This window comes from Amniculibacterium sp. G2-70 (genome assembly GCF_014353055.1).
In the GTDB taxonomy this organism is placed as follows: domain Bacteria; phylum Bacteroidota; class Bacteroidia; order Flavobacteriales; family Weeksellaceae; genus Amniculibacterium; species Amniculibacterium aquaticum.
On the sequence record NZ_CP060698.1, the window covers coordinates 1,918,780 to 1,933,097 of the forward strand.

General features: G+C 36.7%; 14 protein-coding genes. 8 read left to right on the forward strand and 6 right to left on the reverse strand.

Translation table 11 applies throughout. The features are described from left to right. The first annotated feature begins 8 nt into the window (after positions 1 to 8). Together H9Q20_RS08860 and dcm are read left to right on the forward strand one after the other, a co-directional pair. A complete protein-coding gene (locus H9Q20_RS08860; protein ID WP_241154740.1) occupies positions 9 to 2,825 on the forward strand; it encodes an aminopeptidase in 2,817 nt (938 codons plus the stop codon). Positions 2,826 to 2,918: 93 nt separating this feature from the next. Then, a complete protein-coding gene (gene dcm, locus H9Q20_RS08865; protein WP_394336897.1) occupies positions 2,919 to 4,175 on the forward strand; it encodes a DNA (cytosine-5-)-methyltransferase in 1,257 nt (418 codons plus the stop codon). Here dcm and H9Q20_RS08870 read toward each other — a convergent pair. Both H9Q20_RS08870 and fmt read right to left on the reverse strand, forming a co-directional pair. Beyond that, positions 4,151 to 4,915 (reverse strand): Eco47II family restriction endonuclease, encoded by a 765-nt coding sequence (locus H9Q20_RS08870; protein ID WP_187477529.1) that lies wholly within the window; start codon positions 4,913 to 4,915, stop codon positions 4,151 to 4,153. The two genes, dcm and H9Q20_RS08870, sit on opposite strands and share 25 nt — an antisense overlap. Positions 4,916 to 5,002: 87 nt before the next feature. Further along, complete coding sequence (fmt, locus tag H9Q20_RS08875; RefSeq protein WP_187477530.1) at positions 5,003 to 5,953, reverse strand: methionyl-tRNA formyltransferase; 951 nt, start codon at positions 5,951 to 5,953, stop codon at positions 5,003 to 5,005. A gap of 136 nt (positions 5,954 to 6,089) precedes the next feature. Between fmt and secG the strand changes: the two genes are divergently transcribed. Further along, positions 6,090 to 6,455, forward strand: a complete 366-nt coding sequence (gene secG, locus H9Q20_RS08880; protein WP_124641144.1) for a preprotein translocase subunit SecG — start codon at positions 6,090 to 6,092, stop codon at positions 6,453 to 6,455. Between the two features lie 129 nt (positions 6,456 to 6,584). On the opposite strand, the gene H9Q20_RS08885 is transcribed toward secG, so the two are convergent. From H9Q20_RS08885 to H9Q20_RS08895, 3 genes are read right to left on the reverse strand one after another with little or no spacing between them, the layout of a single operon-like run. Continuing rightward, positions 6,585 to 7,607 (reverse strand): lipopolysaccharide biosynthesis protein, encoded by a 1,023-nt coding sequence (locus H9Q20_RS08885; protein WP_187477531.1) that lies wholly within the window; start codon positions 7,605 to 7,607, stop codon positions 6,585 to 6,587. 8 nt (positions 7,608 to 7,615) lie between these two features. Further along, positions 7,616 to 8,428 (reverse strand): glycosyltransferase family 2 protein, encoded by an 813-nt coding sequence (locus H9Q20_RS08890; protein WP_124641149.1) that lies wholly within the window; start codon positions 8,426 to 8,428, stop codon positions 7,616 to 7,618. Positions 8,429 to 8,438: 10 nt separating this feature from the next. Then, the gene (locus H9Q20_RS08895; RefSeq protein ID WP_124641151.1) at positions 8,439 to 8,987 is read right to left on the reverse strand and encodes an L-threonylcarbamoyladenylate synthase; all 549 of its coding nucleotides are present in this window, start codon (positions 8,985 to 8,987) and stop codon (positions 8,439 to 8,441) included. A 176-nt stretch (positions 8,988 to 9,163) separates the two neighbouring features. Here H9Q20_RS08895 and H9Q20_RS08900 point away from each other — a divergent pair, with 176 nt between their 5' ends. Both H9Q20_RS08900 and H9Q20_RS08905 read left to right on the forward strand, forming a co-directional pair. Continuing rightward, positions 9,164 to 10,090, forward strand: a complete 927-nt coding sequence (locus H9Q20_RS08900; protein WP_124641153.1) for a malate dehydrogenase — start codon at positions 9,164 to 9,166, stop codon at positions 10,088 to 10,090. 79 nt (positions 10,091 to 10,169) lie between these two features. Further along, entirely contained in the window at positions 10,170 to 10,412 is a 243-nt protein-coding gene (locus tag H9Q20_RS08905) for a hypothetical protein (protein ID WP_124641155.1), read from the forward strand. 59 nt (positions 10,413 to 10,471) lie between these two features. Here the strand turns inward: H9Q20_RS08905 and hemB are convergent, their stop codons facing one another. Continuing rightward, positions 10,472 to 11,464, reverse strand: a complete 993-nt coding sequence (hemB, locus tag H9Q20_RS08910; protein ID WP_124641157.1) for a porphobilinogen synthase — start codon at positions 11,462 to 11,464, stop codon at positions 10,472 to 10,474. Positions 11,465 to 11,586: 122 nt separating this feature from the next. Between hemB and H9Q20_RS08915 the strand changes: the two genes are divergently transcribed. From H9Q20_RS08915 to H9Q20_RS08925, 3 genes are all read left to right on the forward strand, one after another. Continuing rightward, positions 11,587 to 11,940, forward strand: a complete 354-nt coding sequence (locus tag H9Q20_RS08915) for a T9SS type A sorting domain-containing protein (protein WP_124641159.1) — start codon at positions 11,587 to 11,589, stop codon at positions 11,938 to 11,940. A 100-nt stretch (positions 11,941 to 12,040) separates the two neighbouring features. Continuing rightward, positions 12,041 to 12,949, forward strand: a complete 909-nt coding sequence (locus H9Q20_RS08920; RefSeq protein ID WP_187477532.1) for an ABC transporter ATP-binding protein — start codon at positions 12,041 to 12,043, stop codon at positions 12,947 to 12,949. A 46-nt stretch (positions 12,950 to 12,995) separates the two neighbouring features. Further along, positions 12,996 to 14,306 (forward strand): ABC transporter permease, encoded by a 1,311-nt coding sequence (locus H9Q20_RS08925; protein ID WP_187477533.1) that lies wholly within the window; start codon positions 12,996 to 12,998, stop codon positions 14,304 to 14,306. The last annotated feature ends 12 nt before the right edge of the window (positions 14,307 to 14,318 follow it).

The window sequence follows — 14,318 nt, forward strand, 5'->3', positions numbered from 1 at the left end:
CACTTTCATTGAAGAATATATTTGCATTTTTAGGATTGATATTTTGGGTTTGTACTTCTGCGCAAACCGATAGCATCTCTGTTTTTGCTCAGCTTTCTGAAGACAAAAAAACACTGTTGGTTCAACAAAAAATCCGCTATTACAACAACAGCGAAAGTCCATTAGACACCATAAAACTTCTGAATTGGACGGCTGCCTATCGCTCGAAGAATACTCCTTTGGCTAAGAGGAAGTTAGAAGATCGAAATTCGGATTTGTATTTTGCAAAGTCCTTAGATTATGGAAGCTTGAAGCATTTGGATCTGAACATTAACAACATATCTGTTCGGTTTCTAGAGTCCGATCAAGAGAATTTATGGATCCCTTTGGATGCTCCGCTTTCTCCCAATAATTTTGTTGATTTGAGTCTTAATTACACCTTAATTTTACCCAATCAGAAGTTTACAGGATACGGAACTTCACAAAATTCAGTTTTGTTGAAATATTTTTTCATTGTACCGGATCGATTTCAACCTTCAAAGGAAAGACATTTTTTAGACACCGAGGAAAGGGTGAGTTATTCTACATTTTGGTCGGTAAAATTGGATATTCCGCCACATTATTATTCGAGTAGTAATTTAAAGAAAATAGGTAAAAATAATTTCGAATCTTTTTCAGCGATAGACCCGGAAATATTGATCAGTTCCAGAGAGTTGCCTGAGATTTCAGCTCAAATAGATGGACAGACAGTGTTGGTTTCTTTTGGTTATGAGCTCAATCCCTATGAAAAATCAAGGTTAGAAGTTGACCTTATCAAACTCTTGACTTTTTTAAAAAACAAGTGGGGCTTTTTGCCGGAAAAGATTTTTATCTCTGAAAAATTTAAAAATAAAGAAGATTTTTTCGGAAACAACGACATCCGTTTTTGGAAGTTCAATTTTCCACTTTTTGCACCCGGCGAAAACTTGGAAATGGACTATGCCAGCATACTTTCCAAAAAATATGTAGATGAAGCCTTGGCCGTGCACAAGGAAGAAAATCACTGGATCAGCAACGGACTAAAGAGTTATTTGGAACATCAATATCTTAAAAAATATTATTCGGATGCTAAATTGTTTGGCAGTTTGCCGGATTCGTTCAGCTTGTTGGGGATTAAGCCGTTGAAATGGTTCCACGCATCCAAGTTAAAGTTGATGGAGCGGTACGGTTTGGCATATCAATATATGGTTTCACAAAATTTGGATCAAGCCATTGCCACACCCTTTTCCGAGCTTAGTAATTTTAATGAAATGGCCATTAGCCAATTCGAAACGGGAAGTGTTTTTAACTTTGTAGCGGACAAAATGAAAGTCGAAGATTTTGATCGTCTGTTGAAAACCTATATCGAACAGCATCAAAATCAAATTATTAATCAAGACGATTTGCTTTTGGAGCTGGCGAAAAACTCCAACGGAGCATCGGATTTTTTTGCACCTTTTATTAAAAATAAGCAAAGAGTCAATTTTAAAATCAATAATTTCAAACGCAAAAATGGAGATTTGTTGGTTGATGTCAGTAAAAATACAGCGCTATCCGTCCCTTTTCGTTTAGAAACTCAAAGCTCAGTAAAAAATGGTATTCGAAAACAATATTGGTTTGATACGCCGGCAAGAAAAAGTCGTGAGATCTATGTCGTTCCGGATAGTTCGGCAGTAAAATTGACTTTGAATAGCGAATATTTTTTCCCGGAATCCAATTTTAGAGACAATTATCTGTACACCAAAGGTCTATTTTCCAATGCTAAAAAATTTAAGTTCAAACTCATAAAAGACATTCCCAATCCGGAATACAACGAAATCTATCTGAATCCAAAGCTGAATTTTAACATTTATGATAAAGTACTTTTAGGGCTCAATTTTTCCAATGCTTCATTTTTTAGTCAGCCGTTTTTGTACAGTTTTACACCGTATTTCAGCACTGGAACGGGACGCGTAACGGGTTCGGGTGGCATTTCATACAGTATTTTACCGGCAAATTCTTTCTTTAATGCTCTTTCGTTTGGAGTTTCGGGATCGTTTTTTCATTATACACCAACTTTAAGTTATGGTAAATTTTCTGCAGGAGCATCTATGTTATTTTCAAAAAATCCAAGAAGCAGCATCAGTCGAACTGCATTTGCATCGTTTACTCATTTTCAAAAAGATTTGGATCTGTTGATGAAACTAAATAACGAGTACGAAAGTTATAACATCTGGTCTCTGGGTTATGGTTTTTCTGATAGGAAAATGATTCATGAAAAATCTTTAGGACTCTCACTACAAGGTATGGAAGACTATACCAAAGCTACAGCTGAGGCTTTTTATCGTTGGGAGTTTGCCAAAAATAAGAAAGTGAGTTTTAGGCTCTTTGCTGGAATGTTTTTGAACAATAAAACCAGGAATAATTTTTTTGATTTTGGAATTTCCAGAGTTTCCAATTATTCATTTTCCTATGGATTGTACGGACAAGGTGAGACGGATGGTTTTTGGTCGCAACAATTTGTTTTGGCCGATGGAGGTTTCAAATCCATTATACCGCATACGGCCGACAAGTGGTTGGCATCCCTGAATATCGATGCTCATGCATGGAAAATGTTTAATCTCTATGCCGATTTTGGAGCCTTCAACAGCCAAGGATTGGGCACTCAGTTCATTTGGGATTCTGGAGTTAAGTTGAAGGTGATACCGGATTTTCTTGAAATTTATTTTCCCATACAATCCAGTCTTGGCTTCGAGCCTGGTTTTCAAGATTATGCCAAACGAATCCGCTTTTCACTCGTCTTAAGCCTCAATTCCATCATTGGATCGGCAAGGAGAGGGTGGTTCTGATAGAATTATTTTTATTCGCTATATTGGTGTATAATTTTTTTGATAGAAGTGATTTTATTAAAAAAAATGCTTTAAATTTGTAACCAATGTCTAATGTTGTATAATTTGGTTATGAGTGAGTATTTAACAATTTCAGAAACAGCGAAATTACTGAATAAAAGCACGAAAACTCTTCGTCGTTGGGATGAAGAGGGAAAGCTTTCTGCAGTTCGTGAACCGATGAGTAATTATAGAGTTTATAGAAGAGATGAAGTGGAAACTTTATTTGCTGAATTTCTAAACACTGATATTCAAGAATCGGTTTCTAATTTTGTTGTACCTGATAATGAATATAAAGTTTTAGAATTGTTCGCAGGAGCTGGAGGTTTAGCGGTTGGAATGGAAAAAGCTGGTCTTAAATGCGTTGCTTTGAATGAAATTGACAAACACGCTTGTGAAACTTTACGAAAAAACCGACCCAACTGGAATGTTTTAGAAGGAGATATTAATAATTTCAATTTCTCTGAATATCATAACCAGGTGGATGTGGTTACAGGAGGATTCCCTTGTCAAGCATTCAGTTACGCAGGAAAAAGATTAGGCTTGGAAGACGCAAGAGGAACTTTGTTTTATGAATTTGCTCGTGCGGTGAAAGAAGTAAATCCTCCAATTTGCATTGGCGAAAATGTTAAAGGACTATTAAGTCACGATAACGGAAAAACTTTGCAAGGAATGATTTCAATTTTAGATGAAATAGGCTATAATGTAGTTCCAGTGCAAGTTTTAAAAGCTATCAATTATAAAGTTCCACAAAAAAGAGAACGATTAATTTTGGTCGGAATTAGAAAAGATATTACTGCGAAATATGAATATCCAAAACCTTATAAGAAAATCTATAATCTAGAAGATGCCTTGAAAAAAGGCGAGTTATTTGATACCAATGTTCCCAAATCTTTGGGTGCGAAATATCCCGAAAGCAAAAAAGTGGTTTTAGATTTAGTGCCTCCAAAAGGTTATTGGAGAGATTTACCTATTGATATTCAGAAAGATTTTATGGGTGCAAGCTTTTATTTAGGTGGAGGAAAAACAGGAATGGCAAGACGCATTGGTTGGGACGAGCCTTGTCTAACACTAACTTGTAGCCCGGCTCAAAAACAAACAGAAAGGTGTCATCCAGATGAAACCCGTCCATTTACGGTTCGTGAATATGCTAGAATTCAAACTTTTCCAGATGAATGGGAATTTTCGGGACCAATGGCTCAACAATACAAACAAATAGGAAATGCAGTTCCAGTTAATTTAGGTCGGGAAGTAGGATATTCGATTGTGAAATTTTTGAACGATTATTACAATTTATCAAATCCCAAATAATAGCTGTAATTTTCAAAAGTTATTTGGTCAAGAATAGAACGCATAGATTTTTTGGTTTCGGAAGTAATTTCATCTAAAGCCGAATTTTCTTTGGTAGTTTCGTTTTCTTCTATTGATTTTAGATAATAGTCAATAGCTTTTGGTAAAGCTTTGTATAATTGAAAAAGTGCATCTTCTTGTCCAGAAAGTAAGGCATAAAATTGGTCGCCTGAAATTTTATAAACTCTTGAATGACTGTATTCTTTTCCATTTATTTCGCCTTTCCAAAGTTCGTTAAAGCTTCCTTTTGCTAAAATCTGAACCCAATAACACTTCGCCCTTTTGTAATCGTCAGCATATCGAGCCAATTTTTGAAATAAAGCTTCAGCTGAACTGCTGTTCATTGTGTTATGTTTGTTTTTGATGTCAGCAAATAGCGTATCATCACTCGCTTTAATATCAAAACCGCTTAATTTTCCAACTTCAAAACCTTTAATACCTCCTAAAATTTGCTCGTGAAAAGTTCCGATTGAGTTGTTTATGGATTTGTCAATTTGTCGTAGAATTTCAGATTGGATTAAATCGTCTTCGTTGATATCGTTGAATTTAGCGTCAAAAGTCAGCTTTATGGTATCAACTTTATTGGTGTAGAAGCTCTTTTTTGAAATGTTGTTTTTGGCTTTCAGATAGGATTTGTGCAAATTTTCTACACAAGTTAGAAGATGTTTGTCCGAGATAAAGTTTACATATTTGTTTGCCATTTTGGTTTAGATTAAAAAGTTTTCTAAATTACAAATTCTATTTGAAAATCTTTTAAAAATACATACTCGATGTTGCGAAATAGTGACTTACCCATCAATTAAGATGTTCTCAAAACTTTGGAAACCGTTGAGGAACGATTTTACATCCATTCTTTTTTTGCCCTCCAATTGCAATTCCGAAGGAAGGTAGAAACCGTCTTCTGTATAAATTTTGAATTCGTTTTTGTTGATGTCAATGCTTCCTGCTGTTTTGTTATGATTGAAAATCTCAAACGAACCCGAATATATTTTTAAAGATTTTTTGTCATTACCCACGGTTAATGTTGTAAATGCACACGGATAAGGCGACATCCCTCGTATAAAATTATGGATCACTCGACATGGATTTTGCCACTGTATTTTCAAGTCTTCTTTAAAAATTTTGAATGCATTTTTAGGATGTTCCGCTTCTTTTTGTGGTCTTTCAACAATGGAATTTTCTGCAAGTCCGTCCAAAGTTTTCACCACCAAATTAGCGCCCAAAACCATCAATCTATCGTGTAAGGATCCTGCATTTTCGTTTGCTTCAATATCCAATTCGGATTGCAAAAGAATATTTCCTTCATCAATTTTTTCATTGATAAAGAAAGTGGTAACCCCCGTTTTCTCGTCCCCATTTATCAACGCATAGTTGATGGGTGCAGCACCACGATAGTCCGGAAGCAAAGATCCGTGCAGGTTGAAAGTCCCTAATTTTGGCAATTGGAAGAGTACTTTTGGCATCATCCTAAATGCGACTACGACAAAGACATCTGCATCAAGATTTTTCATGGCATTCAGAAAATCTTCATTTCTTAATTTTTCCGGCTGAAAAAGAGTTAAATTGTTTTCTACAGCATAATTTTTTACCGGAGAGCTGGTCATTTTCTGGCCTCTACCTGTGGGTTTGTCGGCAACGGTTACTACTCCAACAACGGTATGTTTGCTGTTGTGTATGGCTTCTAAACTGGCTTTTGCGAAATCTGGAGTTCCAAAAAAAACGACTTTCAAATTTTTCATGTTGCAAAAGTAAGATTATAAACTTAATTTTAAAAACCAGAGATGCATCAAAAAGTTTAAAATAAATCAAGGATATCTTTGTATTTATATGAAAAAGAATTAAATTTGCCAATTCATAAAAATAAGATATAAAAGAATGGGTACTATTTTCACATTATTCATGATTATAATAATGATCGCTTCGGTATTGTTAACTATCGTTATCATGGCTCAAAATCCTAAAGGTGGAGGTCTTTCTGGTACTTTTGGTGGTACTTCTTCTGCTCAGTTTGGTGTACAAAGAACCAACGATTTTATGGAAAAAGCGACTTGGGTTTTAGGCTCAATAATCATTGTACTTATCTTATTAAGTGTTGTGATGACCGGTAAACCTTCACAAATGGCTGCGCCAGTTGCAGTTCCGGCAAAAAAAGAAGCTCCAGCTAAGACAAACGAAACTCCGGCTACTCCTGCAGCCGATGTGCCTGCAATGCCTGCTCCAATTGGTAGTCCTGCAAAATAAGAGATTGACCTATAAAGAAATAGAGAAAATATACAAAGTCACTGAAATAAATTCAGTGGCTTTTTTATTGTAAATAAATTTCAGGGAATAAGAAAAACAGAAACCGCCCAGGTTAAGAGACGACTTCATTTATTTCCACCATTTCCAATACTCGTCTTGGTGATCAAAGAATAAGGCGTCTAACCAGGAGTCCAAAGTTAATTTTTCAATTTGTTCTTTTGGTAGATCCTGAAATTCGGTTTCGAAAAACACCTCAGGAATCTCTACGGCATCTCTATCGATAACCAAGATGTTGTTGGGGTTGTAGAACGGGTAGTTTATAATTTCTGTGTTGGTAGTAATCATTTTTCTTCCAGAAATTAATGTCTCAAAAGGTCGCATGCTGAGCCCAAACTGAAAGGGTTTGTTGATGTCTAAAATGGCAAACGATTCTTTATAGATTTCAGCTACTTTCTCATGCTTCAGAGATTGAAACTTTACTTTTTCAATGTTGAATTTTTTAAAATGAGGATCGAATATTCTTTTCAAATAAAAAATTATTTTGCTGGGAGCGTAGTAATAAAAAAAGGTATTTAGTCCCCGCTTTTTGCTTTCTTTTTCGATGTTTTCACCAACGGTGTATCGATCGGTATGCGCACTGCCTATGAAGGTGATGTCGTATTTTTTAAGTTGATTTTTTTCTACCCTCGTGTAGTCGTCTATGAAAAATAAAGGCCTGAAATGGACATCGTATTTCTCGGAATCTCTGGCTTCAAAAGTAAAATTTCTATCAAAAAAAACATTTAATTTTAAAAATTTAGGATATTCGGCAACCGAATCGTAAGCGTAGAAAATGCTTGTCGTTTCTGGATGTTCTTTTTTGAAAATTTCCAAGAAAAATTCCGGAGTTGCTTCGCCTTTTATCAAAAGAAAAAAATCGTATTTTTTAGATTGCGTTTCGTCTAAAATCCTTTTGTAATACGACTGTGTTTTCCATGTCAATAGCTTTGGAGCAACACGGATAATGCCCTTTGTCCAATTGCTGTTTGATGGCCTTTCGTCATAATAATCTACAATTGCACCCAATGTTTCTAACCGACGAACGATGGCTTTTTCATAATCGAAAAAACGAGTGGTAAGTAATAAAATCCTTTTATTTTTGAATTTTTCCATGGTTTAAATTACGGTTTTAGCAATAAGCGCAAAGGTCTGGAAAGGTATTTTATTTTAGAGATCACATAAAAAAAAGCATATTCAAAATTGTTCAGCCTTTTCTGTTGATGCATCTCTTTTAAATTTTTTTGGAATCCTTTTTCCATTTCTTTCAGGTTGGCAGACAATCCGCTTTCTCCAAAAGATTTTTTTCCAGATCCCGTGGTTACAAGGTTTTCCGCTAAAATATACATTTTGAATTTTCCGGAAATTTTCAACCAAAAATGAGCGTCTTCGGCATGTTTTTGCAAGGGGTCAAAGTAACCAATGGCATCCAGTATTTTTCTTTTAAAAATTACGGTGGGCGTTGCTGCAACATTCCGGATCAGAAGTTTCCTGAATGATATTTTCGCCAAATTATTTTTTGAGTTAATGAAATACGGCCAGCCTATTTTCTCGTTATTCCTGGTGGTTGCAAGAAAATCTACGGCATCTATATTTTCCAAAAACACTTTCATTTGTCTTTCGGTTTTGTCCAAATGCCATTCGTCATCAGAATCTAAAAGTGCAATAAAATCTCCTGTTGCTCTTTTCAGACCTGCGTTTCTAGCAGCCGAAACCCCTTGGTTGTTTTGGTTGATGATTGTAATGTTGATTGCCGGATTGTTTGAAATAAATTCTTCTACAATTTTTTGAGATTGATCCGTACTGCCATCGTTCACCACAAAAATTTCAAAAACATTTCCACACGATTGTTTTTTTACAGAATTCAGAGCCTGTAAAATTGTTTTCTCAGCGTTGTACATGGGGATGACAACTGAAATGGAATGTGTTTCGTTCATTATAATGCTATTATTCGCGAATGACTTTTATCCGACCATCGTTCCAAATTTTTATAATGGACGAACCGGAAAATTGAGAGACTCTTTCTCGGTTTTCTTCCACCACAAAGTCCACAGCTTCTACAATTTCTTTAGAAATATCGCTGTATTTCATAGGGCTTTTGTCCCCGCTAAGATTTGCAGAAGTAGAAACCAAAGGTTTGTTTAGTTTGGAAATTAATTTTTTGCAAAAATCATCTTTCACCAATCTGATTCCGATGCTTCCGTCTTCGGCGAGCAATTCTTTTGGTAAGCCTTTTGGACTTTCGTAGATGATGGTAACCGGTTTTTCGCTAAGGTCAATAATCTCCCAGGCCATAGCAGGAACATCCACCAAATCCTGAAGTCTTTTTTCGCTTTCAACCAAAATAATCATCGATTTGTTAGCGTCTCTTTTCTTTATATCATAAATTTTTTGGATGGCCTCGGTGTTGGTGGCATCGCAGCCTATGCCCCAAATGGTATCGGTTGGGTAAAGGATGGTGCCTCCGTTTTTTAAGATTTCGATTAGGGTGTTCATGTTGGGTTTTGGGATAAATAGTTACTTCGATTAACAACGATACAAATTTGCAAAAAGAAAAATAGAAATCAGAAAAAACAAAGATAAAATGACCTTGTGAAACTAAATTATTTGTAATTTTGACAATCTTATTTCGAATAAAAATTAATTTAAAATAAATTTAAAATATTTCAAACATGAAAGTAACTGTAGTAGGAGCTGGTGCTGTAGGAGCATCTTGTGCTGAATACATCGCAATGAAAAACTTCGCATCAGAAGTGGTTTTGGTAGATATCAAAGAAGGTTTTGCCGAAGGTAAAGCCATGGACTTGATGCAAACGGCATCGTTGAACGGTTTTGATACCAAAATTACTGGAACAACTGGCGATTATAGCCAAACGGCTGGGTCTAAGGTTGCTGTAATCACTTCAGGAATTCCAAGAAAACCAGGAATGACCAGAGAAGAGTTGATCGGAATAAACGCAGGTATCGTAAAAGAAGTTACAGCAAACTTGGTAAAATATTCTCCGGATGTTATCATCATCGTTGTTTCTAACCCAATGGATACCATGGCATATTTGGTACACAAAACTTCTGGATTACCAAAAGAAAGAATCATCGGTATGGGTGGAGCTTTGGATAGCGCAAGATTCAAATACAGATTGGCAGAAGCTTTAGAATGTCCTATCTCTGATGTGGACGGTATGGTAATCGCTGCACACTCCGATACTGGAATGTTGCCGTTGATGTCTAAAGCAACTAGAAACGGTGTTCCTGCAACTTATTTCCTAAGCGAAGAAAAACAAAACTATGTAATCGAAGAAACCAAAGTAGGGGGTGCTACACTAACTAAATTGTTAGGAACTTCTGCTTGGTATGCTCCAGGTGCTGCGGTGTCGGTTATGGTACAGTCTATCCTCTGCGATCATAAGAAGATGATCCCTTGCTCTTTAATGTTGAATGGCGAATACGGACAAAGCGATATCTGTCTTGGTGTGCCAGCAATCATCGGTACTAACGGTGTAGAGAAAATCGTAGAAATTGAACTTTCTGAAGCGGAAAAAGAAAAATTCGCAACGGCTGCTCAAGCGGTAAGAGAGGTAAATGGCGATCTAAAATTCTAAAAAGTTTTTGATTAGATAAATGTAAGAAAAGCACACTTTTTATAGGTGTGCTTTTTGATTAAATTTAAACCTTAATCCTATGGGACAAAAAATAAAAATGATTTGGGACTTTCGAGGTATGGATGCCTTGCAGTTTGCCAAACATCACATCCATCATTTAGAAGAATATGCCGTGGCCGAAAAATTAATCCATAACATTACCAATACCGAAGTGTATTCGGATATGTTTGCTGCAGCATACATGATTATCGACGAAAGTGAAATGCTAAAAGTGAGGGACGATCTAAAACCCAACCGTGCCGAGTATGTTGATGAAGAGTAACTGAAAAAAACACTCAATCCTTCAAGGATTTAAAAATCCTTGAAGGATATTGAGATTAATTATTTTTGAAGTAAAATTGCCGCTTCTTTTGCCGCATAGGTGAAAATCATATCGGCGCCGGCTCTTTTTATACAAGTCAAACTCTCGATAATCGCCTTGTCGTTGTCCAACCAACCGTTTTGTGCAGCCGCTTTCAGCATGGCATATTCGCCACTAACATTGTAAACGGCAATAGGAAGGTCAATCACTTCTCTAACTTTTGATACGATATCCAGATACGGCATTCCTGGTTTTATCATGATGATGTCCGCACCTTCATCCACATCTTTCAATACCTCATTTATGGCTTCTCGGGAATTGTGAAAGTCCATTTGATAAGTTTTTTTATCCTTTGGGATGTCTGTGTTTTCTTTAGGTGCGCTGTCCAAAGCCGATCTAAAAGGACCGTAAAAAGAACTGGCATATTTCGCAGCATAACTTAAGATCCCAACATTGACATGACCATTTTCTTCTAATGCTTCACGGATTACGGAGACTCTACCGTCCATCATGTCGCTTGGAGCTACCACATCGGCACCGGCTTCGGCTACGGAAACTGCCATTCTGGCAAGGGCTTCGTTCGTGGCATCGTTGTCAATTTGTCCGTTGGTGATAATGCCGTCGTGTCCAAAAACAGAATACGGATCTAGTGCAACATCAGGCATTACAACCATTTCCGGAATGGCATTTTTAATTTCTCGTATGCTTCTTTGCATCAATCCATTGGGGTTCCAAGATTCTGTTCCTTTGTTGTCTTTTAAGTTTTCAGGAACTTTCATGTAAATGTTCACGGCTTTTATGCCCAATTGGAAAAGTTCTTTACATTCTTTTACCGTAAGGTCTATGCTTCGTCTGAAAATTCCAGGCATAGAAGGGATGGGTTCTTGTATGTTTTCTCCTTCCATAACAAACATCGGCATCACAAAATCGTGACTGCTAAGTGAGGTTTCTCTTACCAAGCTTCTGATGCTTTCGTTGGTTCTTAATCGACGGTTTCTAGAAAAAATTATCATCTTTGGTATATTCTTTGTTTTATGAAATGCAAATTTAATGATAGTTTGTTGAAAAAACTATTGTGAGTTTCTGTTATAAATCATAAATTTGTTTCATATTTTAAAGTCAGATTAATAAAAAAATGAAGAAAAATCTATTAATGTTGATGTTTTTTGGGATTTCTCTTGTTTTTTCAGGTAGTTTATCCGCTCAATATTCAAGAGAACCGTTGTCGTTGTCGCAAAAAAGTGACGATGGAGTTCTTGTGGCTTACCCTAATCCGGCTAAAGATTATATCTTGGTAAAGTCAAAAGATGCTTCGGTAAGAATAAAATCTGTAACTTTTTATTCCATTTTAGGAATGCAGGTCGCCAGTTATGGTCTGAATTCCAACTCTGCAGAAATTAATATTGAAAAACTTCGACCGGGAAAATATTTGATGCGATACACCCTAAGCGACGATACCCAGAAAGTAACCCAAATCATTAAACAATAATCCTTATCCTGAAAATTCGTTTTCAGGATATTTTTTATCTGGTTTTTCCAAATCCATCCCTTTTCCGTAACTTTAGCCCTTTTAATAATCATTATCGACAATGCTAAGAGCTGAAAATGTTTTGAAAACCTACGACTCTGGTCGGAAAATAGCCTTGGATCGTTTTTCCATTTCTGTACCTCAAGGGAGTATCTACGGATTGTTGGGTCCAAATGGAGCCGGGAAAACTTCCTTTATCCGAATCATCAATCAGATTACTCAAGCCGATTCGGGTGAAATTTTTATTCACGATGAAAAGCTTAACCCCAAACACATTCGTGAGATTGGTTATATGCCCGAAGAAAGAGGCTTGTATAAAAACATGACGGTTGGTGACCAGATTTTATATTTTGGCGAACTGAAAGGGATGACGAGAAATGAGGCGCTAAAACAGGCAAAATATTGGTTTGATGCCCTAGAAATTGAACATTGGTGGAAGAAAAAACTCTCCGAACTTTCCAAAGGTATGGCGCAAAAAATTCAGTTTGTCGTTACGGTACTGCATCAGCCCAGATTGCTTATTTTGGACGAACCCTTTTCGGGTTTCGATCCGGTGAATGCCAACCTGATTAAAGATCAAATTTTGAAGTTGAAAGAAAATGGGACAACCATTATCCTTTCCACCCACCGAATGGAAAGTGTAGAGGAAATGTGCGATTCGGTTGCTCTGATCCACCAATCCAAAAAAATCTTGGACGGCTCTGTTTTTGAGGTGAGAGAACAATTTAAAAAAAATATTTTTGGAGTTTGTCTTTCTCAAGTAAATGAAGATTTGTGGCAACCTTTTCAGCAAAAATTCAACATCGAAAATGAAAATAGGCAACACGATTTGTTAAGTTTTGAACTGAAAAATTCTGGCAACCAAAATGCGTTGTTGGACGAACTTTTAAAGATTGGAAAAATCCGTTCGTTTGATGAGAAAATCCCAAGCATGAACGAGGTTTTTATCTCTGCAGTTAGCGGGCAATAGCCTTGTGGTAAAGTCTATTTTTATTTTATAACCTAAATTAAAATCATTGAAAAATATAATCCTCATAACCAAAAGAGAATATCTGACTCAGGTTAAAAAGAAATCTTTTGTGGTATTAACCCTTTTGGCACCACTGATGATGTTGGGCTTTGGCTTGTTCATCGCCTATCTGATGAATGCCAATACATCGTCCTACAAGCTGGATGTTTTGGATAAAAGCGGTTTGTTTGATGGGAAGTTGAAGTCCGATGAAAATGTGCAATTTGTCTATCTTTCGCCCAATTCCGAAAAACAATTGGTGCAGCTGATGAAAGACAAAAAGGGAGATGATGGCATTTTGATCATCCCGGCTTTGGAAAATTCGGACTACAAAAAATTGGAAGCAGAAACCCGTTTGCTGGTAAGCGAAACCATGGATAAAACGGCTAAGAAAAATGTTTCGGATCAACTGTCGGAGGTCATAAAAAAAGAAAAAATTAAAAAACTGGGACTTCAAGAAGCTCAGATTGAAGAACTGAATGCTTCTTTCGATCTGAAAATTCAGAATGTGGTTGATGAAAATGCGGAAGACAGCGATACGATTTTTGGTGTGAAATCCGTTCTTGCCATGCTGCTGATGTACGCTACTTTTATGTTCATCATCATCTACGGAGTGCGTGTGATGCGCAGTGTTTTGGAAGAGAAAAACAACCGAGTTGTAGAGATTATCATTTCATCCGTAAAACCTTTTGAATTGATGCTGGGTAAGATATTTGGAGTAACCTTGGTGGCGCTAACTCAGTTTGTAGTTTGGATTGCCATGTCCGTTGGTGGTGCGCTGTTTTTTAATACCGGTTTTTCTAAAATGTCAACCAGTCCAGTAGAAACTTCTGGGATGCCGATGTCCCAAAATATTGGCTCCATGATTGGTGAGGTCTCTCATGCTTTGTTGAGCCTGAACTATCCCTTGATAATAGGAGTTTTTATCCTGTTCTTTTTGTTGGGGTATGTTTTTTATTCGTCCATGTATGCCGCAATAGGTTCTGCGGTGGACAACGATACCGAAACGCAACAATTTACGCTATTTGCCGTAATTCCGCTTATGATCGGTATGTACGGAAGTTTTACCATCATGAACAATCCGGACGGCCCTTTGGCGTTTTGGTTGTCCATTGTTCCGTTTACCTCACCAGTAGCCATGGTGGCAAGGATACCATTTGGGGTACCTATTTGGCAGATTTTATTGTCTTTGGTTTTGCTGGTTTGTGCCGTGTTGTTCATGGTTTTTGTAGCCTCCAAAATCTATAGAATAGGAATTTTAATGTACGGAAATAAAGCCAGTTTCAAAGAAATTTGGAAGTGGATCAGAACGAAATAATCCCCATCCTTT

Excerpts from the sequence above, each read along its gene's own strand:
- H9Q20_RS08890 (WP_124641149.1), bottom strand. The coding sequence starts at position 8,428 with ATGAACGAAACACATTCCATTTCAGTTGTCATCCCCATGTACAACGCT.
- H9Q20_RS08870 (WP_187477529.1), bottom strand. The coding sequence starts at position 4,915 with ATGGCAAACAAATATGTAAACTTTATCTCGGACAAACATCTTCTAACT.
- H9Q20_RS08900 (WP_124641153.1), top strand. The coding sequence starts at position 9,164 with ATGAAAGTAACTGTAGTAGGAGCTGGTGCTGTAGGAGCATCTTGTGCT.
- H9Q20_RS08905 (WP_124641155.1), top strand. The coding sequence starts at position 10,170 with ATGGGACAAAAAATAAAAATGATTTGGGACTTTCGAGGTATGGATGCC.
- hemB (WP_124641157.1), bottom strand. The coding sequence starts at position 11,464 with ATGATAATTTTTTCTAGAAACCGTCGATTAAGAACCAACGAAAGCATC.
- H9Q20_RS08915 (WP_124641159.1), top strand. The coding sequence starts at position 11,587 with ATGAAGAAAAATCTATTAATGTTGATGTTTTTTGGGATTTCTCTTGTT.
- H9Q20_RS08920 (WP_187477532.1), top strand. The coding sequence starts at position 12,041 with ATGCTAAGAGCTGAAAATGTTTTGAAAACCTACGACTCTGGTCGGAAA.
- dcm (WP_394336897.1), top strand. The coding sequence starts at position 2,919 with ATGTTGTATAATTTGGTTATGAGTGAGTATTTAACAATTTCAGAAACA.
- fmt (WP_187477530.1), bottom strand. The coding sequence starts at position 5,953 with ATGAAAAATTTGAAAGTCGTTTTTTTTGGAACTCCAGATTTCGCAAAA.
- H9Q20_RS08895 (WP_124641151.1), bottom strand. The coding sequence starts at position 8,987 with ATGAACACCCTAATCGAAATCTTAAAAAACGGAGGCACCATCCTTTAC.
- H9Q20_RS08885 (WP_187477531.1), bottom strand. The coding sequence starts at position 7,607 with ATGGAAAAATTCAAAAATAAAAGGATTTTATTACTTACCACTCGTTTT.
- secG (WP_124641144.1), top strand. The coding sequence starts at position 6,090 with ATGGGTACTATTTTCACATTATTCATGATTATAATAATGATCGCTTCG.